Below are 19379 nucleotides of genomic sequence, written 5' to 3'. Positions count from 1 at the left end.
GTTAGTGGGCAGCAGCCCAGTTCGCCCCCTGCCCGGCCTCGACCGCCAGCTTTACATCCAGCTTTACCGCCGGGTCAGAGGCATTTTCCATGACATCGCGGGCTGTCTGGATCAGCCGATCTTGCGCACCGTCTTCGACCTCGAACAAAAGTTCGTCATGGACCTGTAGCAGCATCTTGGCAGGCTGGTCCTTAATCGCGTCCGGCATACGGATCATTGCGCGGCGAATGACATCGGCGGCTGTGCCCTGGATTGGCGCGTTGATCGCGGCGCGCTTGGCAAAGCCGGCCTGCGGGCCTTTGGCGTTGATTTCGGGCGTGTTGATCTTGCGGCCGAACAGGGTCTGGACGTAGCCATGATCCTTAGCGAATTTTACGGTGTCATCCATATAGGCGCGGATACCGGGGAAGCGTTCGAAATACCGATCGATAAAGCCTTGCGCCTCTTCACGCGGGATACGCAGGTTGCGGGCAAGACCGAAGCCGCTGATCCCATAAATGACGCCAAAGTTGATCGCCTTGGCCTGCCGGCGGATTTCGGATGTCATTTCCGCCAATGGCACATTAAACATTTCCGACGCTGTCAGCGCGTGAATATCGACCCCGTCGCGAAAGGCTTGCTTCAGCTCTTCGATGCCGGCGACATGGGCCAGAATGCGCAGTTCGATCTGAGAATAGTCAAGCGACACCAGCACCTTGCCCTCTTCGGCAATAAACGCCTCACGGATGCGGCGGCCTTCTTCGGACCGGACGGGGATGTTTTGCAGGTTCGGATCGGTCGACGCCAAACGCCCGGTGTTCGCGCCAGCAATGGAATAGGACGTGTGCACACGGCCTGTGTCCGCGTTGATATGTTCCTGCAACGCGTCGGTATAGGTCGACTTCAGTTTGGACAACTGGCGCCAGTCCAGAATACGGCGCGGCAGATCATGAATTGTCGCCAGGTCTTCCAGCACGTCCGCGCCAGTGGAATAGGCACCGGTTTTGCCCGTCGCGGGTTTCTTGCCATCGGGCATGGTCAGGTTCAGTTCATCAAACAGGATTTCGCCCAACTGCTTGGGGGACCCTACGTTGAACTTGCGCCCTGCAAGCTCTTGGATCTCGTCTTCTAGCCCGGCCATTTTCTGGGCAAAGGCGTTGGACATGCGCGACAGCGTATCGCGATCAACCTTGACGCCCGCCATTTCCATCTGCGCTAGCACCGGCACCAAAGGCCGTTCCAGCGTTTCATAGACTGTGGTGACGCCCTTAACGTGCAACTGCGGCTTTAACAGTTCCCACAGGCGCAGCGTGATGTCGGCATCTTCTGCGGCATATTTCACAGCGTCATCAATTGGCACCCGATCAAAGGTAATAGCCGATTTGCCCGTCCCCAGAAGCGGTTTGATCGGGATCGGCGTATGCCCAAGGTAGCGTTCCGACAGCGTGTCCATGCCGTGGTTATGCAGACCCGCATGCATCGCGTAGGATAGTAGCATCGTATCGTCGATCGGGGCCACGGTGATGCCCTGCAACGCGAAAATCTTTGCGTCGTACTTCATGTTCTGACCGATCTTGAGGATGCTTTCATCCTCCAGCACCGATTTTAGCGCGGCAAGGCAGGCGTCAAAGTCGATCTGCCCTTCTGCCCGCGCATCAGAGCCAAACAGATCGTCCTGCGCTGCCGACTTATGCGCCAGCGGGATATAGCAAGCCTGCCCGGCAGTCACGCACAGGCTGATCCCCACCAGAGCGGCGCGCATTTCGTTCAACGATGTCGTTTCCGTATCAATCGCGACATAGCCGCGTTCCTTGATCCGGTCGATCCAGACCTGCAGCGCGTCCAATGTGCGGACGCATTCATAGCCATCCGCATTGAAAGGCACATCATCCGGGGTTGCAACGTCGGCGACAGGGGTCGCCTCTATAACCGGGGCTTCGGCCCCCAGGCGGTCCGCAATCCGCTTTGTCACCGTGCGGAATTCCATCTCTGCCAGAAAGGCGAGCAGTTTTTCCGGTTCCGGGTCGCGGATTTCCAGATCATCCAGCCCAAAGGGCAACGTCATGTCGCAGTCCAGCTGCACAAGACGCTTGGACAGCTCGATCTGGGCGCGGTGGTCGATCAGAGTTTGACGGCGCTTGGGCTGCTTGATCTCTTCCGCGCGGTCCAACAGGCTTTCCAGATTGCCGAACTCGTTGATCAACAAGGCGGCAGTCTTGATCCCGATGCCGGGGGCGCCGGGAACGTTGTCGACAGAATCGCCAGCCAGCGCCTGCACGTCAACAACGCCCTCCGGCCCAACACCGAACTTTTCGATGACAGCTTCGCGGTCAATGCGCTTGTTCTTCATCGGATCCAGCATTTCGACACCATCGCCGACCAGCTGCATCATATCCTTGTCAGAACTCAGGATCGTCACCCGCCCGCCGGCATCCCGCGCCATGTGGGACAGGGTGGCAATGATATCGTCAGCCTCAAACCCTTCGATCTCTTCGCAAGCGATGTTGAACGCACGGGTGGCGTCGCGGGTCAGCGGGATTTGCGGGCGCAGATCCTCTGGCATCGCCTCGCGGTTCGCCTTGTACTGGTCGTACATGTCGTTGCGAAAGGTATGGCTGCCCTTATCAAAAATCACAGCGACATGCGTCGCGGCATCAGGGCCCGCGTTATTTTCAATATAGCGCTGCAACATGTTCACAAAGCCGCTGACCGCGCCAACAGGCAATCCGTCAGAAGCCCGCGTCAGCGGCGGCAGCGCGTGATAGGCGCGGAATATAAAGGCAGAGCCGTCAATCAGATGTAGATGACAGCCTTTTCCAAACGCGTTGGCCATGGTGAACTTCCTCGTTTGGTCGGTTAAAAGGTGATCGCCCGGGCGGTCTTAATGGTCGTCCGCGCCGTCACCCTCAAGCACATATTTCGCGTCGCAATAGCCGCATTCAACAAAGCCCGTCTCTTCGGGAATCGCCAGCCAGACGCGGGGATGGCCAAGGCCACCGTCACCGCCGTCGCAGGCGACCTTGCGGGTGTGAACGATCTTGGTTTCGGGGGCGGGACGTGTCATTGGCAAGCCTGTCTGTTGTCGCGGGCCAAACCCGCCATAGATCAGACATGACACTAGCCCAGCACCGCCGCCGGTGCCAGCCCCCGCACGACTGCAAAAGGCATGACCATGACCGACAACGCCATCGAAATTTCCGGCCTGACGAAAACTTATGCCGCCACGGGTCGTTCCCCGGCAAAAGAGGCGCTGAAAGGCATCGATCTGAACATTCCCCGTGGATCGATCTTTGGACTGCTGGGGCCTAATGGTGCCGGCAAATCGACTTTGATCAACGTGCTGGCGGGGCTGGTGGTAAAGTCGTCGGGCAATGTAAACATCTGGGGCTTTGATCAGGATGAAAACCCGCGCCAGTCCCGCGCCGCCATCGGCATCATGCCGCAAGAGCCCAACCTTGATCCCTTTTTTACGCCGCGCGGGTCGCTGGACGTGCAGGCGGGCCTGTATGGCGTGCCCAAAGCTCAGCGCAGGACGGACGCTTTGCTGGAACTGATTGGCCTGTCTGACAAGGCCGACGCCTATGCGCGGTCGTTGTCTGGCGGGATGCGGCGCCGCCTGTTGCTGGGCAAGGCGCTGGTCCACAGCCCGCAAATCCTTGTGTTGGACGAACCCACCGCGGGCGTCGACATCGAACTGCGCAACATGCTGTGGCAAAATGTGAGGCAGCTGAACGACGAAGGGATGACGATCATCCTGACCACACACTACCTCGAAGAGGCCGAGGCGATGTGCGATGAAATCGCGATCATCAACCACGGAGAGATGATTGTCCGCGACACCACCGCCAACCTGCTAGGCACGCTGGACCAAAAGACGCTTGTCATTACGCCGGATGCGGATCACCCCAATCTGCCCCCCCTGCCCGGCGGGATCACCGGTCAGCAGCGTGACAACGGCACGCTGGCGTTCACCTATCAGTCCAGCAAAACGCCTGCGGGGGAAATCCTGCAAGCTGTGCGTGACGCCGGGATTACGATCCGCGACGTCACTAGCGAACAGCCAGACCTGGAAGATGTCTTTTTGTCCCTGACATCCGGGCGCTAAGGCACGCCCGGCGAAATTATTCTGACAACATCCGGCCCAACCGCTTGCCGCCCAGAATATGCATGTGGAAATGCGGCACATCCTGCACGCCATGCGCGCGGGTGTTGGCGATGGCGCGAAAACCGTCATCGACACCGCTGATCCGGCAGACCTCTGCCACAGCCTTCATAAAGCCTGCCTGCTCTTCTGCGCTGGCCGCAGCGGCAAAGTGGTCAAGGCTCATGTAGGGCCCTTTGGGGATGACCAGCACATGCACCGGCGCCTGCGGCGCAATATCCTCGAAGGCTAGAGCGTGGTCGTTTTCAAACACGGTCTTGTTGGGAATTTCGCCGCGCAAAATCTTGGCAAAGATATTCTGGTCGTCATAGTCAAAGGTCATGGGCAGCCTCAATCAACAAATAGGTAAGGTGTTTCCGCAAGCGTGCGGGCCGTCTCGTCTGAAACCTGCAAAAATGCGGCAAGCGCCGGGGCGTTTTCTGCAGGTGTCGCGCTTTCGCGAATGCGAAGATGATTGGGAAACTCCGCATCCTTGATGCGGTCTGATTCAAAAATCACATCGGCCCGAATGGTCGGCAGAAGCTGCGCCAGCGCATGGGCAGGCGTCTCTTCTCCGGCCAGCCCGACACGCCTTGCATGACCGCTTAAAAAGTCGTCCGACAACCCGCATTGAATTTCAAGCAGCTTGGTGGTGGACCGGTCTGAAAAGAAATCCTGCATCAGGTCGATATTCGCCGTATCGAGGCAAATGACCAGGCGGTCGCTGTCATAGTAATCGAACAACATGCGCATCAAGGCACGGCGGTGCCGCGTCCGTTTGCCAAGCGTCCCCTGAATACCGCCAAGATCGGGCATCTGCGTGCCTTCTTCGTTAAACAGATATGCGATCGTCGGGATATCAGTGTGCGACTTGATCGCACCAAGCAAGCGTTTGGCGACATGCCATTTTTTGCAGGCGATAATCAAAAGCTCCCGCTCGCGGCCAAGTGTGCTTTCCGATTCCCAGAACCGCGCCGCAAACCGCCGGCCAACCCGGCCGCGTCCGGTCAAAAAGGTAAACAGACTACGACCCTCGTTCGAGATTTTGAACTCTTGCCGGTCAGAGGCGTAAAGCATACCAAGCCGCGCCTTCAACTCCTTGGCCTCTGGGCTGATTTTGCGGGCGAACAGTGCGTCCTGACTTAGTAACAGATCGAAGTGATCGTTATAAAAGGTGACGGGCATGCCGTAGTCGGTGAACATCAAAAACGTCAATGTGCGCGTTTCGATTTCCTTGCCCGGTATCAGGTGCCGGACCAAGGTTTGGAAAAACGTCTCGTCCGGGATCCAGGTAGTACGGAAAAATCGCATGACATCGCGACGCGACCTTTTGAAATCCAGAATCGCCTCAATGGTGCGGCGGCGCAGGCACCACCATTGCGAGCCAATCATGAACTGCACATCTGCCGGCACCGGGCGGGTCCAGCCTAGCCTGCGCTGCGCCCAGAAGCTCCAATAAAACCGGCGCTTTTGCGTACGTTCGTTGAACCAGTGCCGATAGATCAGGCGCTCTTCCTTGAAGCCGGTCTTGATCCAGTCGCTATCGTGAAAGTCGAAGCTTTCAATATAATCCTTATCGTGCCGATCCAGAAAGTCATGCGCATAACTGGCCGATTTGATCGCCATGCAGTCGCCGGATACCATGTAGAAATGCGTTGCCCGCGGAAAGGCATCGACTGCGGCTTCGACAGCATAAAGCGTCGCCTGCACAAGGCTCCATTCGCCCCAGCCACATTTGATCCGGCGACGCGCGAAAGCAACGTTCGGATTATCCGCCAATGCTTCGTGAATATGTGCGTAAGATTCCTTCGGAGCGCGGGCGTCGAAGTGGATTGCGATGCAGTCACCTGCAGCGGTCAGCTGCCGCGCCTGCTGAATGATCGCATCAGGATCCTTATGGCAGAGAAGAATAAATGCGATTTTTGCCATGAAAAGGCCGTTATGCTCCAGTTTACCGAACTCCAAAGCCGTCATAGCGTAACCGGTGCCTGAACATACAGGGTTTCTTTGCATTTCCCGGTCTACTAAGACGGGACCAGACGTGAAATTCGGCGACTTAGGCCGAAGAGGAAGGGTAGACACGATGGGTTTTCCAGGCACCTGGATGACGGATAGCGAAAGCATGGTTTACCGTGTGGTGCCGAAATGCGCCTGCTCGACCATCGGCCAGATCATGTTTTACTCTGATCATGGTAAGTTCTTTGATGGCGACATCCACGACGCGCAGGCCGGCATGCACAAATGGGCGATGGATGAAAGCCAGCCTTTGATTACCGCCAATGTAAAGGCGCACAAAAGCTACGCATTCACTTGTGTCCGTAACCCCTACACCCGCATTTTGTCCTCCTTCTTTGACAAAATCTGCGGGATTCAGCGCAATGGCCGCCGCTATCGCGGCAACCTTGTCCCTCTTCTAATCCAGAAATACGGTATCGAGGTCGGGGATCCCGAAACGGGCTTCGAATTCGACCAAATTCAATCTTTCCGTCGCTTTCTGCTGTTTGCCCGCGACACCATTCGTTGGCGCCGTCCGATGGAGCCGGACATCCACTGGTCAGCCATGTCGGGCCACATCTCGACGTTCATCGTGAACGGCGGGACCTATGACAAGATTTTGTGGACCGAAGCCTTCAATGACGGCATGCAGGACGTCTTGTCCGCCGTCGAGACCCCGCACAAGGTCGACCTGCAAACTATTCCCCGCTTTAACGAAAGCGAAGGTCACGGCCCAAAGCGGCTACACAAGGTGTCCGACTATTTCGACGACCTGTCGATGCATTTGGTCTATGAAATATACAAGAAGGATTTTCAGTTGTTCCGCTACGACTTCGAAAATCCCGACAACAAGATGCCAATCGGCGAAATCGACCTTGCCGAAGTCCATGCAAAACTGGGCGAGTAATCATTCCCCTGTCAAAAAAAGGGGGCTAGCCCCCCGTCGCCTTCGGCTCCGTCCCCCAACATATTTTTATTCTGGTGAAATCAACATTTCATTAATGCTGTTGGCCCAGGGTTTGAGGGCGGTACAGGCAGACATGCCGATGACCGCTGACGGTGAAAGCCGCCATCCCAGGATGCGCACCAAGTGACAAGGCCTGGGGTGGCGCATTTGCCGGCCCCTTCACCCGAATAAAAATATGTCCGCCGGAGGCTGATTTACCTCAATTGCCATTCGACTTTCATGACCGCGCAACTAGCTTGCCTGACGCGCTGATAAAAATGGTTGGAACATGGTCGTAATTCTTATTCTTGGCTCTGGCCCATCCGTCATTGACTGCAAGGGTTGGGACAAAGGCGGATTTGACCGGATTGTTGCCATCAATAACGCTTGGCGTGTGCGGCCCGATTGGGATGATCTTGTGCATCCGGACGATTTTCCTAATGACCGGAAACCACTGGCCGTTTCAGCGACTCAGCGGGTCATAACCTCTGCCGCCTACGTTCCTGCGCAAAACGATTTCGGCGGTTTTGTCTACGCAGGAGGAACGATGGCCTTTACCGCCGGCTATTGGGCGCTTCATGCCTTAAAACCATCGGTCATGGCCTTTTTGGGATGCGACATGGTTTACCCGGTAACCGGGCCGACACACTTTTATGGCACGGGCACCCCCGATCCGCTACGACAGGATGTCAGCTTGCGGTCGCTGCCAGCCAAATCAGCCCGGCTTCAGATCATGGCGGCACGCATGGGGTGTGCCTGCGTCAATCTGTCAACGGCTGACAGTCAGCTTGTCTTTCCGCGCGCGGCCGTCGGTAGTTTGCCGCGCGCGCCGCTTCCCTTTCGTCAGGACATCGCAGCACGGGCGGATCAGGAAGAGGCGCGGTTAAATTATTATGTGCCGAGTGGGAAATACTGGAAGGACGAGAGCCGCTTTGATCCGACTGTAATAGACGCTTTGGATCAAATGTGGCTTTCGGCCGTTCAGAACTCTTTGTCGTCGTAGGCGCAAAGATCACGGATCAGGCAAGCTGCGCACTTCGGCTTTCTGGCGACACAGGTATAACGTCCATGCAAGATTAACCAGTGATGCGCAGGCCGCTGAAAATCGGCAGGCACGTGGTCCTCGATCTTGCGTTCGACGGCGTCGACATCCTTACCGGGGGCGATACCGGTACGGTTGCCAACACGAAAAATGTGGGTGTCGACTGCCTGCGCCGGGTGGCCCCACCACATGTTTAGCACCACATTTGCTGTTTTCCGACCAACGCCTGGCAACGAAACCAAGGCCGCACGGGAATTTGGCACCTCTCCGCCATACTCATCAACAAGGATCTGGCTAAGCTTGATGACGTTCTTCGCTTTTTGACGAAACAGGCCGATGGTTTTGATATGGTCGGTTAGCCCCTCGATCCCAAGCGCCAGCATCTTTTGCGGCGTGTCAGCGATTGCAAACAAATCGCGTGTCGCTTTGTTGACGCCTTTATCAGTGGCCTGCGCAGACAAGGCGACCGCGACCACAAGGGTGTAGGCATTGACGTGGTCAAGCTCGCCTTTCGGTTCGGCCTCGGCCGCCTCGAAGCGGGAAAAGATTTCGCGGATCGTCTGATAATCAAGTTGTTTTGTCATGTCTGCCTTGTGCCCCGTCCTGCACCCAATGCGCAAGTTCCGGGTCGCGTGCTGCCGCAGTGACAAGTAAGTTCGGCGTATGGAACATGCACCCTATCATTACGACGTAATGGCCCGAGCCATTGCACTGATCGACAAACGCGCCGGCACCCCAATGCCGCTGGATGAACTTGCCCACGCGCTAGGCATGAGCGCGAGTCACGTCCAACGCGTTTTCACCACTTGGGTCGGTGTATCGCCGAAACGCTATCAACAATTCCTTGCACTCGACTACGCCCGGGACCTGTTGCGCCGCAACTTTACGACGTTGGACACGGCCGCGGATGTCGGCTTGTCAGGCAGCAGCCGTCTTCATGATCTGTTTGTAAGGTGGGAAGCGATGACGCCTGGCGAGTTTGCCCGCCGCGGGGAAGGGCTATCGATCTATTGGGGGTGGTTTGACAGTCCGTTTGGCCAGGTGCTGTCCATGGCAACCGACAGGGGATTATGCGGCTTGGCCTTTGCGGCAGAATCGGGACGAGACAGCGCGATGGCAGACCTGACCAGCCGCTGGCCCGCCGCGACCTATATCGAGGCTGCTGACAAAATATCGGCATGGACGATGGCGGCATTGCAGGGGACAGGCGAAGCGCGGGTATTGATGATCGGAACCCCCTTGCAAATTCAGGTCTGGGAAGCGCTTTTGCGGATCCCCTCGGGTCATGTGACGACATACAGCGAAATTGCGAAAAGCATTGGCCGTGATAAGGCTGTGCGGGCTGTTGGAACTGCAGTCGGGCGCAACCCGGTCAGCCTGCTGATCCCCTGTCATCGCGCCCTTCGTAAGTCGGGTGCGCTGGGCGGGTATCATTGGGGACTACCTGTCAAACGAACGCTACTGGCATGGGAATCGGCGCGCGAACATCAGGTTGGTCATCAGCGGAACATTGCCTGACAGATCCGCGTTATTGGATAGCGCAGACAGATACTGCATATAAGGCTCATCAGAACACCCGAACGTCCGGGGGCATCAATGAAAGAGATTCGCATGATCACCATGACCCGCCTGAACCTGACACTGGCAACCGCTGCGCTGGCTTTGACGACCGCCTGCGCAGGCACCGGCGGCCCGAATGACAACCGCATGACTGGCCAAGGTGCAGCGATCGGTGCCGGCCTTGGTGCCTTGGCTGGCGCCGCCACGGGTGACAACAAGGGCGAGCGTCTGCGTAACGGCTTGATCGGGGCATCCTTGGGCGCCGCCGCTGGCGCAACCGTGGGCAATGCCCTAGACAAGCAAGAGCAGGAACTGCGCAACCAGATGGGCAGCAATGTCGGGATCGTTAACAACGGACAAAACCTGACTGTGACTCTGCCGCAGGACATCCTGTTTGCAACGAATTCGACCGCAGTTTCCAGCGCCGCGCAGGGCAATCTGGCAACGCTGGCCAATTCGCTGCAGCAGTACCCGAATTCCACTGTGAACGTGATCGGTCACACCGATGACGTCGGTGATGCGGCGTTCAACTTCGACCTGTCCCAGCGCCGTGCGCAGGCGGTGTCTGCTGTTCTGGCAAACTATGGCGTGTCCAATGCACGTATCCGGTCCATTGGCCGCGGTGAAGACCAGCCCGTTGCAACAAACCTGACTGCAGAAGGCCGCGCGCAGAACCGCCGCGTGGATATCGTCATCACACCGAACTAAAAACCGTACGTCTACGACGGTACATTGGGCCGCCCTTCGGGGTGGCCCTTTTTGTATGTGACATCGCCAAATTGGTTATATAACCTGACCACCTTAGGTCGGGGAATGTTATGCCGTTCGAGCGTGTCTCTCAGGAAAAGTTGTCAATCGGCATCGCGCGCCAGATCGAAGATCTGATTTTGCGCGGTATTTTGCGCCCAGGTCAGCGTCTTCCGTCAGAACGGGAATTAAGCGAACGAATGGAAGTGTCGCGTCCGTCCCTGCGCGAGGCACTGGCGGATCTGCAGCAGCGTGGTTTGCTAACCGCGCGTGCCGGGGCTGGGGTCTATGTGGCCGACGTGCTGGGCAGCGCCTTTGCCCCTGCCCTGATTGATCTGTTTGCAGACCATCCAATTGCCTTGTTCGACACCATAAGTTTTCGCCGCGACATGGAAGGATTGGCCGCCGTCCGCGCGGTGAAGCACGGCACCGATACCGATCTGGCCGTCATCGATACAATCTTTAAGAAAATGGAAGCTGCGCATCGCAAGTCCGACCCGACTGAAGAAGCCCAGTTAGATGCGGACTTTCACCTTGCTATCATCGAGGCAAGTCACAACATCATCCTGCTTCACATGATGCGGTCGATGTATGATTTGCTACGGCAAGGCGTGTTTTACAACCGCGCTGTCATGTTCCAGCAGCGATTGACGCGTGGCGATCTGGTCGGCCAGCATCGGGCCATCAATGTCGCGATCCAGAGCCGCGATGCGGCTGCGGCACAGGCGGCAATCAATGCGCATTTGGATTACGTGCAGCACGCGCTGGAAGATCAGCAAACCGCGATCCAGAACGAAGGCTTTGCCCGCAAACGTCTGGATATCGAACGCCAGCGAGTGAAATGACAAAAGCCCCGGAGCGTTTCGCGCCCGGGGCTTCTATTTAGTCAAATCCGATGCAGCTTAGTGCATCTTTGCCTTAACCGTGGCGATGGATTCGTCGATCAGCGCGTTGGCGCGGGCCGCATCCATGTTGCTGGCGATCACGTCTTTTGCAGCGGCAACAGCGATAGTCACGGCGCGGTTCTGCACGTCCTTGACGGCGGCAGCGCGGGCGCTTTCCAGTTGCTCTTCAGCGCTGGCCAGACGGCGGGCAATAGAGGCCGCGATATCGTCTTTGGACACCTGCGCAGAACGCTCTGCCTCGGTGCGGGCATTGGCGACGATGCGGTCTGCCTGCTCTTGCACTTCTTTCTGCTTCCGCTCGTAAGAAGCAAGCAGCGTCTGCGCTTCTTCGCGCAGGGCGCGGGCTTCGTCGAGATCCGACCGGATGCCATCGGCGCGTGCGTCGAGCATCGTTGCAATCTTGGATGGCACCTTCATGTAAAGAAGGATTGCAATGAACAGCAGGAACGCGAGCAGCACAATAAAGTCGGTGTTGCGCAGCGAAAAGAAGGGGCCCGTCGCTGCCATGGCAGGGGACGCCAGAACTGCGAAGAATGGGATCAGCAGAAAACGCATGGTTTACCCTTTCATCCGGTTTGCAACAGCCGCATCGATTGCGGCCTGATCGGCTTTGGTGCCCATGGCAGCGACAAGCGCCTGCGCTACATCCTTTGCCACAATCGCGACGTTCTCTGTCGCGCTGGCGCGGATTTCAGCGATATTAGCTTCTGCGGTGGCGGTCTGGGCTGCGATCTTTGCATCGGCTTCGGCCAATGCGGCATCCAGATCAGCCTGCGCTGCGGCGCGTGCCTCGTCACCGATACGGTTTGATTCTGTACGGGCGTCAGCAAGGGCCTTTTCATAGACCGCTTCCGCCTCTGTTGCGCGCAGTTTGAAATCTTCTGCGGCAGCAAGGTCGTTCGAAATGGTGCCGGACCGTTCCGCCAACACGCCGCTGATGCGCGGCAGGGCGATCCGGGACAGGACCAGATAGATCACGACCAGCGCGATCAGAAGCCAGAAAATCTGGTTCGGAAATGTCGAGAAATCAAGCTGCGGCATGCCCGCTTCGACTTCTTGTGCGACGTCTGTAGTAGCCATCTGTGTCCCCGGTTACCGTTGTTTCAACGATCCGACGCGAGGGTTGCCCCGCGCCGGAAAGTCGTAAGGATGTTGTTCAGCTGATTAAGCTGCGAACATCAGCAGCAGAGCGATGAGGAACGAGAAGATCCCCAGTGCTTCTGCGAAGGCCAGGCCGATGAACAGCGTCGCAGTTTGCGAAGCAGCGGCCGAAGGGTTGCGCAGTGCGCCAGCCAGGTAGTTGCCGGCAACGTTGCCAACACCCAGAGCGGCCAGACCAGTACCGATGCCTGCGAGGCCGGCACCGAGGAATTGACCCATGCTTGCGATATCGCCTTCCATAATCTTATCTCCTTACGATGGTGGAATTGCGTTGGTGGTTCGTAGACTTACTTGTGGTCCTTGGCCTTAGTGGGCCGGGTGCAGTGCATCCTTGAGGTACACACAAGTCAGAATGGCAAAAACGTAGGCCTGAATACCGGCCACTAGGACCTCTAGACCGTAAATTGCTGTGATCGCGATGACTGAAATCGGGCTTACGACTGCAAGGCCGGCGAAGGCGGCGAACACCTTGATCACGGCGTGACCTGCGGTGATGTTACCAGCCAGACGCACAGAGTGGCTGACGGGGCGCACGAAGTAGGAAATCAGCTCGATCACGGCGATGATGGGGCGCAGGAACAGCGGTGCCTCGGACATCCAGAACAGTTTCAGGAAGGACGGGCCGTTCAGGATGAAGCCAAGGATCGTTACACCGAAGAACACGCCAAAACCAAGGATCGCGGTTACGGCGATGTGGCTGGTTGTCGCAAAGGACATCGGGATCAGGCCGAGGAAGTTCGCAAACAGGATGAAGATGAACAGGGTCATGACATAGGGGAAATACTTCAAACCCTCTTTGCCGCAGACATCTTCAACCATTTTGTGGGTGAAGCCGTAGAACAGCTCGCCAACGGACTGGACGCGGCTCGGGATCGTGGCGCGACCACGAGAGCCGACAACGAACAGCAGAACGACAGCAAGAACGGCCAGTGCCAGCCAAAGCGTGACGTTTGTCGGGGTGTACCAATGCACAACGCCATCGCCGAACAGCGGCTTGACGATGAACTGATCCAGCGGGTGGAACACAAGGCCGCCCGCGTCGTGCGCGGCGTCGGCACCATGTGCCAGCGCATCGGCGCCGTGGGTCGCTGCTTCGGTCGTCTCGGTTGCCGTATGACTAGCCACGTGTGTCACCCTCGTTCTTGGCAGTCGGCCCCTCTTGGCCCGCCAGTTGTTTCTTTTGCACTTCGTCGGCCGACCTCATCATGGTTTTGATACCAGCGGCCAGACCCAACAAAACGAACAGCACCAGAAAAATCGGAAGGGTCCCAAAGAACCGGTCCAGACTGTATCCAATGCCAAAACCGATCCCGAGACCGGAGACAAGTTCGATCACCATGCGCCAGGCAAGCTGCCCCTGATAGTGACCGTCGGCTTGGCCATTATCCTGCGCCACAGTGCGGCGGGCCGCCAACTTCGCCTCTAGCGCCTTTAGGCGAGCGGCATGATCGGCTGGGTCCGGGCTGTCTGACACGCGGTAAATGCCCCGTAAATTACTTGGCTTCGTCTAAGCGGCGCAGGGCCATGAGTCAAGGCTCCGGTCGCTGACAGCAACCCATTGAAAATTAATGATTATCGCCGCCGCCTTACTGACAACAAAGCCGCGAAAGTCCCCAAATTTCACTCATTTCAAATTCAACCAATTGGTTGACGATCGCCAGATCAGCCGCCTAATGGCACCATGACTCAGGATTTGGATGCAACATTCGCCGCACTGGCCGACCCGACCCGCCGCGCCATCTTGGCGATGCTGCTAGAGGACGACATGGCTGTCACTGATGTGGCGGAACCGTTTCAAATGTCCCTTGCTGCGGTGTCCAAACATCTGACCGTGCTGACCGTGGCTGGCCTGATCTCTCAGGAAAAGCGGGGCCGAGTCAAATGGTGCAAGCTGGAACCGGACGCATTGCGATCTGCTGCGGTCTGGATGCAGGGTTTCGGCCAGATTGGCGGGATCGATCTTGATGCTTTCGAAGCTTTTCTGGACCAGCAGCATCTGACAGATCCGGACATGAAAAAGGCCGTCCGATCACATGATCAGGACGGCCGGGACTCGTAACAAAAAGCTGGTTTACCGAAGGCCCAGCAGGCTCAGGACCGCGAGGACGACAACGACGAGGCCGATGATGTAGATGATGCTGCGCATGGGGTGTTCCTTATATTATCTAAAGGCAAACACGCATCCGTGAGCAAAGTTCCCTAACTTATGGCAATAGTTTCACAGGCGATAAATACTGTCACATCTTGCCTGAAGCGGTAGGCTGCTTGCTGAGCTGGACTGCCAGAATGCCCGCAGCGATGATGATTACGCCGATGACGTCAAGCGGGCCGATCTGTTCCCCCAGGAATCCGGCAGCAATGACGACCCCCAGAAAGGGGTTCAGGAAATGAAACGTGCTGGCACGCACGGCACCAATCCTGCCAACCAGCAAGAACCAGACCCATGTTGCGGCAAGCCCCGGAATAAGTGTCGTATAGAAAAATGCAGCGATCAGCGTCCAATTCCAGTCCACGACAAATGGCTCGAATATGGCGGCGGGGATAGCGGTCAGGACAGCCCCCACCAGCAATTGCAGACCGACGATAGCCAACACATTGCCACCCGACGACGCACCCAAAACAGCCAAAGTCGCGGCGGTCAGGGAAAGGACCCCGATGATAAGCAAAGCCAGCCCCATCACATCGGTCCCGCCCGACAAACGCGCGCCCATGATCAGAACCACGCCGACAACACCGGCGACCAGCCCCGCTATACCCAATGGCCGCACGCGCGTTCCGAACAGCAACCACCCTGTTATTGCCACCAATAGCGGCATCGTTGACGCAATGATCGCCGCCAGTGAGGCCTGCACTGTCTGCATCGCGATAAAGTTTAGGCCTAGATAAAGGGCATTTTGGCAAAGGCCGAAAACGACGACCCCTGTCCACTGCCGTTTTGTCAGGCGAAAGGACTGGCCCAGCGCCCAGGCAATCGCACAGCCAAGCAAGCCAGAAACAGCAAACCGCATCGACAGCGCGGTCAGCGGCGGCGCGTATTGCACAATGATCCGGGCTGACGTGAACGCCGACGACCACATCGCGGCGAACGCGAAGCCCATGAACAAAGACCTGATATCCATATGACCTCGAATGCAAAAGGGCCGCCCGAGGGCGACCCTTTCGTGAATTGCTGCCAGAAGCAAGATCAGCCGTTCACGCTGTCCTTCAAAGCCTTCGCGATTGTCATTTTGACAACCTTGTCGGCATCTTTCTTCATCTGCTCGCCGGTGGCGGGGTTGCGCACCATCCGCTCTGGACGCTCGCGGCAATAGATTTTGCCAACGCCGGGCAGCGTAACGGCACCGCCGCCGGACACTTCTTCAGTGATGATCGCGACGACGGCGTCCAAAGCGGCACCAGCGGACTTTTTGTCCATGTCGGTCTTCTCAGCCAGCGCTGCGACAAGTGCTGCTTTGGTCATCGGTTTCGTTGCCATTGATCGTATCTCCCTTAAAAAAACCCCGCCTATGGGGCCGATTGGTCGCGTTTAAACTTTAAGTCGGGGGACAGCACAACGGTTTGCCGCCTCGTGCAAGCGCATTTTTGCAAAAAAACGCTTATTTTGTGGGGTTCAAAGGAAAGCTGTCTCTTCAAAGCTACGCAATTTGCGACTGTGGATGCGTTCAAGCGGCATTTCGCGCAGCGTTTCCATCGCCCTAATACCAATCATCAAGTGGTTTGCGACCTGACTGCGATAGAAATCCGACGCCATGCCGGGCAATTTAAGCTCTCCGTGCAAGGGTTTGTCGCTGACGCAAAGTAATGTGCCGTATGGCACGCGAAAGCGGAAACCATTCGCCGCGATGGTCGCGCTTTCCATATCCAGCCCCACAGCGCGGGACTGCGACAGGCGCTGCACAGGGCCTGAATGGTCGCGCAGTTCCCAATTGCGATTGTCGATTGTCGCAACAGTGCCGGTGCGCATGATGCGCTTTAGCTCGTAACCCTCCAATTGGGTCACGGCCTCTACCGCATCTTCAAGGGCGATCTGGATTTCAGCCAGCGCTGGGATCGGCACCCAGACCGGCAGGTCGTCGTCCAGCACATGATCTTCGCGCAAATAGGCATGGGCCAGCACGAAATCCCCTAGCCGCTGCGAATTGCGCAGACCTGCGCAATGTCCGACCATCAGCCAGGCGTGCGGCCGCAGGACAGCGATATGGTCGGTCGCTGTCTTGGCGTTTGACGGGCCGACACCGATATTGACCAGCGTGATCCCTGCGCCATGCTTTCGTTTCAGGTGATAGGTCGGCATTTGCGGCAACTTGGCCGGCGCCTGCATCGGCGCATCCGCTTGAGTGATGACCTGATTACCGGGGCCGACAAAGGCCGTATAGCCGCTGTCCGGATCCGCCAGCATCAGACGGGCGAAGGCTTCGAATTCTTCGATATAGAATTGATAGTTGGTGAATAGGACGTGGTTCTGGAAATGCTCGGCGTTGGTGGCAGTGTAGTGCGACAGGCGCGCCAGCGAATAATCGATGCGCTGTGCGGTAAAGGGGGCCAATGGCGCCGCACCATCGGGGTAAAGAAAGCCATTTCCATTTACGATGTCATCATGGGTCGTGGACAAGTCCGGCACATCAAAGATGTCGCGCAGGTGGAAGTCTGCAGCCCCTTCTTGTGGCACCGTGACGCTTGCGTCGTTCGCGACGGCAAAATGCACGGGCATCGGCGTTGTGGACGCGCCGATCGTAACCGGCACGCGGTGGTTTTGCATCAACAGGCCGATCTGCTGTTCCAGATAGTGCCGGAACAGGTCGGGCCGGGTCACAGTTGTCGAATAGGTCCCCGGCTGCGGCACATGACCAAAGGAAAGGCGGCTGTCCGTCGGGGCAAAGCTGGTCGTGGTTAAGCGAATTTCAGGATAGTAGGCGCGATAGCTAACGTCGGATTGACCGCTGCGCAGCACCTCTTGGAAATGGGTCGACAAAAACCCGGTGGCAGCCTCGTAAAGCTCGCACAGGCGCGCCACAGCAGCGGCAGCATCAGCAAAGGTTTCAGGGGCGGCTACGTCAGGGCAGCGCAACTTTCGGATTTCGGTCATGGCTGTCCTTCGAATAGCGATGTCAGTTCAAATTTTGTCACGTCCACAAGCCCCAGATCGCTGATCCGCAATTCCGGAATCACGACCAACGCCAGTAGGGAATGTTGCATATAAGCGTTGTTCAGCGTGCAGCCGCAATCGGCCATCGCCGCAACCATGGCATCCGCAGCGGCAGCGACCTGTGCTGCCGGCTGATCAGACATCAGGCCTGCGATGGGCAGTTCAACCAATGCGATTTCGACGCCATCCTTCCAGACGTTGATTCCGCCGCCGATTTCGCCCAGCCTGTTCGCGGCCTTGGCCATACAAACCGCATCTGTGCCGACCACGATCATGTGGTGACTGTCATGCGCCACAGTCGACGCGATAGCCATGTCCCCGGTATAGCCAAAGCCGGACACAAAGCCGTTTGTGACGCCTCCGGTGCCTTTGTGCCGCTCAACCAGCGCGATCTGACAGACTTCGCCTGTCGCCTGAACGCGGCCTTCTGTAACGGGCAGTTCAAACCGCAGCGATTTGGTCGGGGCCTGGTTTTCCACCACGCCGATCACCTTGGCGGTGACGGCATTGGCCCCTTGCGGCGCGGCAATCGCAAAATCCGCTGCCGACAATGTCTTGCCCAAGTGGACGGTCTGCCGTGCCGCCGCTGGCCAGTCATAATGCGGGCAATCGACGGTGATTTTGCCATCCTTGGCCACTGTCCGCCCCCGCGCGATCACATGTTCAATCGGCAAAGTGACAAGATCGGATGTCAGGATCATGTCAGCCCGCCGCCCCGGCGCGATAGAGCCAAGCTCGCGTTCCAGCCCGAAATGCGCCGCGGTATTGATCGTGGCCATTTGCAGCGCGATGACCGGATCGCAACCGCAGGCGATGGCGTGACGCACAACGCGGTTCATATGACCGTCATTCACCAGCGTTCCTGCCATGCAATCGTCGGTGCACAGGATGAAGTTTCGCGGATCTAGGCCGCGTTCTGTCACCGCTGTGATCTGGCTTTCGACATCATACCACGCCGACCCCAGCCGCATCATACTGCGCATGCCTTGCCGCACGCGGGCGATGGCGTCGGATTCGGCGGTGCCTTCGTGGTCATCGGCGGCGCCGCCAGCGACATAGGCATGGAACGGGATACCCTTGTCGGGACTGGCGTAGTGGCCGCCAACAGTCTTGCCCGCCTTCATCGTCGCTGCCATTTCCGCCAACATTTGCGGATCGCCATTGATGACACCGGGAAAGTTCATCATTTCGCCCAAGCCAACAATACCGGGCCAAGACATCGCCTGGGCGACGTCTTCGGCCGTGATTTCATACCCTGTGGTTTCCAAGCCAGGGGCAGAGGGCGCGCAGGACGGCATTTGAGTGAAAATGTTCACCGGCTGCATCAGTGCCTCGTCATGCATCATCCGCACACCGTTCAGCCCCAATACATTCGCAATCTCGTGCGGATCGGTGAACATAGTTGTTGTGCCATGCGGGATCACAGCAGCAGCAAATTCGGCGGGCGTCAGCATGCCGCTTTCGATATGCATATGCCCGTCGCACAAACCGGGGATCAGATAGCGCCCAGCGCCGTCAATCACCTCGGTCGCATCACCGATGCAATGGCTGGCGTCGGGACCAACATAGGCAAAGCGGCCATCAGCGACGGCAACCTGCCATGCATCCAGAACCTCTCGGGATTGGACATTGACCAGACGGACGTTGCGCACGACCAGATCGGCAGCATCGCGACCAGCGGCGACAGCGACAAGGCGGGGGGCCGTTTCGGCCCAGGTGGGAATATGATGTGACATGGCGAAACGTGACACCAAAGC

The 19379-nt window shown here is 57.7% G+C and carries 21 protein-coding genes; 7 read left to right on the top strand and 14 right to left on the bottom strand.

The annotated features are described in order from the left end of the window. Position 1 precedes the first annotated feature (1 nt). Together polA and SJY10_RS03085 are read right to left on the bottom strand one after the other, a co-directional pair. Positions 2–2812 carry a DNA polymerase I gene (gene polA / locus SJY10_RS03090; RefSeq protein ID WP_386679575.1) on the bottom strand — a complete coding sequence of 937 codons (2811 nt, stop codon included), beginning with the start codon at positions 2810–2812 and terminating at the stop codon, positions 2–4. Positions 2813–2860: 48 nt separating this feature from the next. Further along, positions 2861–3043: a zinc-finger domain-containing protein gene (locus SJY10_RS03085; RefSeq protein ID WP_090186315.1), complete on the bottom strand. Its 183-nt coding sequence runs from the start codon at positions 3041–3043 to the stop codon at positions 2861–2863. Between the two features lie 108 nt (positions 3044–3151). Between SJY10_RS03085 and SJY10_RS03080 the strand changes: the two genes are divergently transcribed. Then, positions 3152–4084, top strand: coding sequence for an ABC transporter ATP-binding protein (locus SJY10_RS03080; RefSeq protein ID WP_386679574.1), 933 nt, complete (start codon positions 3152–3154; stop codon positions 4082–4084). A 16-nt stretch (positions 4085–4100) separates the two neighbouring features. Here SJY10_RS03080 and SJY10_RS03075 read toward each other — a convergent pair whose 3' ends face one another. Then, a complete protein-coding gene (locus SJY10_RS03075) occupies positions 4101–4463 on the bottom strand; it encodes an HIT domain-containing protein (protein ID WP_386679573.1) in 363 nt (120 codons plus the stop codon). Positions 4464–4471: 8 nt separating this feature from the next. After that, complete coding sequence (locus SJY10_RS03070) at positions 4472–6049, bottom strand: DUF5928 domain-containing protein (protein WP_386679572.1); 1578 nt, start codon at positions 6047–6049, stop codon at positions 4472–4474. Between the two features lie 154 nt (positions 6050–6203). Here SJY10_RS03070 and SJY10_RS03065 point away from each other — a divergent pair, with 154 nt between their 5' ends. Together SJY10_RS03065 and SJY10_RS03060 are read left to right on the top strand one after the other, a co-directional pair. Continuing rightward, positions 6204–7022, top strand: a complete 819-nt coding sequence (locus SJY10_RS03065; RefSeq protein ID WP_386679571.1) for a sulfotransferase family protein — start codon at positions 6204–6206, stop codon at positions 7020–7022. 328 nt (positions 7023–7350) lie between these two features. Beyond that, on the top strand, positions 7351–8064 hold the full coding sequence (locus SJY10_RS03060) for a hypothetical protein (RefSeq protein ID WP_386679570.1): 714 nt from the start codon (positions 7351–7353) through the stop codon (positions 8062–8064). Here SJY10_RS03060 and nth read toward each other — a convergent pair. Then, the gene (gene nth / locus SJY10_RS03055) at positions 8043–8687 is read right to left on the bottom strand and encodes an endonuclease III (RefSeq protein WP_386679569.1); all 645 of its coding nucleotides are present in this window, start codon (positions 8685–8687) and stop codon (positions 8043–8045) included. The genes SJY10_RS03060 and nth overlap by 22 nt on opposite strands. Before the next feature lie 79 nt (positions 8688–8766). Between nth and SJY10_RS03050 the strand changes: the two genes are divergently transcribed. The 3 genes from SJY10_RS03050 to SJY10_RS03040 all read left to right on the top strand — a co-directional run bounded on the left by SJY10_RS03050 (position 8767) and on the right by SJY10_RS03040 (position 11255). Next, the gene (locus tag SJY10_RS03050) at positions 8767–9621 is read left to right on the top strand and encodes a methylated-DNA--[protein]-cysteine S-methyltransferase (protein WP_386679568.1); all 855 of its coding nucleotides are present in this window, start codon (positions 8767–8769) and stop codon (positions 9619–9621) included. Positions 9622–9714: 93 nt separating this feature from the next. Then, on the top strand, positions 9715–10371 hold the full coding sequence (locus tag SJY10_RS03045; RefSeq protein ID WP_386679567.1) for an OmpA family protein: 657 nt from the start codon (positions 9715–9717) through the stop codon (positions 10369–10371). A gap of 110 nt (positions 10372–10481) precedes the next feature. Further along, positions 10482–11255, top strand: coding sequence for a FadR/GntR family transcriptional regulator (locus SJY10_RS03040; protein WP_386679566.1), 774 nt, complete (start codon positions 10482–10484; stop codon positions 11253–11255). Positions 11256–11312: 57 nt separating this feature from the next. On the opposite strand, the gene SJY10_RS03035 is transcribed toward SJY10_RS03040, so the two are convergent. From SJY10_RS03035 to SJY10_RS03015, 5 genes are all read right to left on the bottom strand, one after another. Next, the gene (locus SJY10_RS03035) at positions 11313–11870 is read right to left on the bottom strand and encodes a F0F1 ATP synthase subunit B (protein ID WP_386679565.1); all 558 of its coding nucleotides are present in this window, start codon (positions 11868–11870) and stop codon (positions 11313–11315) included. A gap of 3 nt (positions 11871–11873) precedes the next feature. Next, positions 11874–12395 carry a F0F1 ATP synthase subunit B' gene (locus SJY10_RS03030; protein ID WP_386679564.1) on the bottom strand — a complete coding sequence of 174 codons (522 nt, stop codon included), beginning with the start codon at positions 12393–12395 and terminating at the stop codon, positions 11874–11876. A gap of 84 nt (positions 12396–12479) precedes the next feature. Then, a complete protein-coding gene (locus tag SJY10_RS03025) occupies positions 12480–12716 on the bottom strand; it encodes a F0F1 ATP synthase subunit C (protein WP_090186282.1) in 237 nt (78 codons plus the stop codon). 66 nt (positions 12717–12782) lie between these two features. After that, entirely contained in the window at positions 12783–13544 is a 762-nt protein-coding gene (locus tag SJY10_RS03020) for a F0F1 ATP synthase subunit A (RefSeq protein WP_386684471.1), read from the bottom strand. A 49-nt stretch (positions 13545–13593) separates the two neighbouring features. Further along, positions 13594–13950 (bottom strand): AtpZ/AtpI family protein, encoded by a 357-nt coding sequence (locus SJY10_RS03015; RefSeq protein WP_386679563.1) that lies wholly within the window; start codon positions 13948–13950, stop codon positions 13594–13596. A 207-nt stretch (positions 13951–14157) separates the two neighbouring features. Between SJY10_RS03015 and SJY10_RS03010 the strand changes: the two genes are divergently transcribed. After that, a complete protein-coding gene (locus SJY10_RS03010) occupies positions 14158–14535 on the top strand; it encodes an ArsR/SmtB family transcription factor (RefSeq protein WP_386679562.1) in 378 nt (125 codons plus the stop codon). 178 nt (positions 14536–14713) lie between these two features. Here SJY10_RS03010 and SJY10_RS03005 read toward each other — a convergent pair whose 3' ends face one another. From SJY10_RS03005 to ade, 4 genes are all read right to left on the bottom strand, one after another. After that, positions 14714–15595: a DMT family transporter gene (locus SJY10_RS03005; RefSeq protein WP_386679561.1), complete on the bottom strand. Its 882-nt coding sequence runs from the start codon at positions 15593–15595 to the stop codon at positions 14714–14716. 65 nt (positions 15596–15660) lie between these two features. Next, positions 15661–15951 carry an HU family DNA-binding protein gene (locus tag SJY10_RS03000; protein WP_090186270.1) on the bottom strand — a complete coding sequence of 97 codons (291 nt, stop codon included), beginning with the start codon at positions 15949–15951 and terminating at the stop codon, positions 15661–15663. Between the two features lie 135 nt (positions 15952–16086). Further along, complete coding sequence (locus SJY10_RS02995) at positions 16087–17562, bottom strand: AMP nucleosidase (protein ID WP_386679560.1); 1476 nt, start codon at positions 17560–17562, stop codon at positions 16087–16089. Further along, positions 17559–19358 (bottom strand): adenine deaminase, encoded by a 1800-nt coding sequence (gene ade, locus SJY10_RS02990; RefSeq protein WP_386679559.1) that lies wholly within the window; start codon positions 19356–19358, stop codon positions 17559–17561. The genes SJY10_RS02995 and ade overlap by 4 nt, the downstream gene beginning before the upstream one ends. Positions 19359–19379: the final 21 nt, after the last annotated feature.

Origin of the sequence: Loktanella sp. R86503, assembly GCF_042466455.1 — a bacterium.
Classification (GTDB): Bacteria; Pseudomonadota; Alphaproteobacteria; order Rhodobacterales; family Rhodobacteraceae; genus Loktanella.
Note: the sequence above shows the minus strand (reverse complement) of the source record. Positions and strands in the feature narration are given on the sequence as shown.

Coding starts and splice junctions, on each gene's coding strand:
- polA (WP_386679575.1), bottom strand. CDS start 2,812: ATGGCCAACGCGTTTGGAAAAGGCTGTCATCTACATCTGATTGACGGC.
- SJY10_RS03085 (WP_090186315.1), bottom strand. CDS start 3,043: ATGACACGTCCCGCCCCCGAAACCAAGATCGTTCACACCCGCAAGGTC.
- SJY10_RS03080 (WP_386679574.1), top strand. CDS start 3,152: ATGACCGACAACGCCATCGAAATTTCCGGCCTGACGAAAACTTATGCC.
- SJY10_RS03075 (WP_386679573.1), bottom strand. CDS start 4,463: ATGACCTTTGACTATGACGACCAGAATATCTTTGCCAAGATTTTGCGC.
- SJY10_RS03070 (WP_386679572.1), bottom strand. CDS start 6,049: ATGGCAAAAATCGCATTTATTCTTCTCTGCCATAAGGATCCTGATGCG.
- SJY10_RS03065 (WP_386679571.1), top strand. CDS start 6,204: ATGGGTTTTCCAGGCACCTGGATGACGGATAGCGAAAGCATGGTTTAC.
- SJY10_RS03060 (WP_386679570.1), top strand. CDS start 7,351: ATGGTCGTAATTCTTATTCTTGGCTCTGGCCCATCCGTCATTGACTGC.
- nth (WP_386679569.1), bottom strand. CDS start 8,687: ATGACAAAACAACTTGATTATCAGACGATCCGCGAAATCTTTTCCCGC.
- SJY10_RS03050 (WP_386679568.1), top strand. CDS start 8,767: ATGGAACATGCACCCTATCATTACGACGTAATGGCCCGAGCCATTGCA.
- SJY10_RS03045 (WP_386679567.1), top strand. CDS start 9,715: ATGATCACCATGACCCGCCTGAACCTGACACTGGCAACCGCTGCGCTG.
- SJY10_RS03040 (WP_386679566.1), top strand. CDS start 10,482: ATGCCGTTCGAGCGTGTCTCTCAGGAAAAGTTGTCAATCGGCATCGCG.
- SJY10_RS03035 (WP_386679565.1), bottom strand. CDS start 11,870: ATGCGTTTTCTGCTGATCCCATTCTTCGCAGTTCTGGCGTCCCCTGCC.
- SJY10_RS03030 (WP_386679564.1), bottom strand. CDS start 12,395: ATGGCTACTACAGACGTCGCACAAGAAGTCGAAGCGGGCATGCCGCAG.
- SJY10_RS03025 (WP_090186282.1), bottom strand. CDS start 12,716: ATGGAAGGCGATATCGCAAGCATGGGTCAATTCCTCGGTGCCGGCCTC.
- SJY10_RS03010 (WP_386679562.1), top strand. CDS start 14,158: ATGACTCAGGATTTGGATGCAACATTCGCCGCACTGGCCGACCCGACC.
- SJY10_RS03005 (WP_386679561.1), bottom strand. CDS start 15,595: ATGGATATCAGGTCTTTGTTCATGGGCTTCGCGTTCGCCGCGATGTGG.
- SJY10_RS03000 (WP_090186270.1), bottom strand. CDS start 15,951: ATGGCAACGAAACCGATGACCAAAGCAGCACTTGTCGCAGCGCTGGCT.
- SJY10_RS02995 (WP_386679560.1), bottom strand. CDS start 17,562: ATGACCGAAATCCGAAAGTTGCGCTGCCCTGACGTAGCCGCCCCTGAA.
- ade (WP_386679559.1), bottom strand. CDS start 19,358: ATGTCACATCATATTCCCACCTGGGCCGAAACGGCCCCCCGCCTTGTC.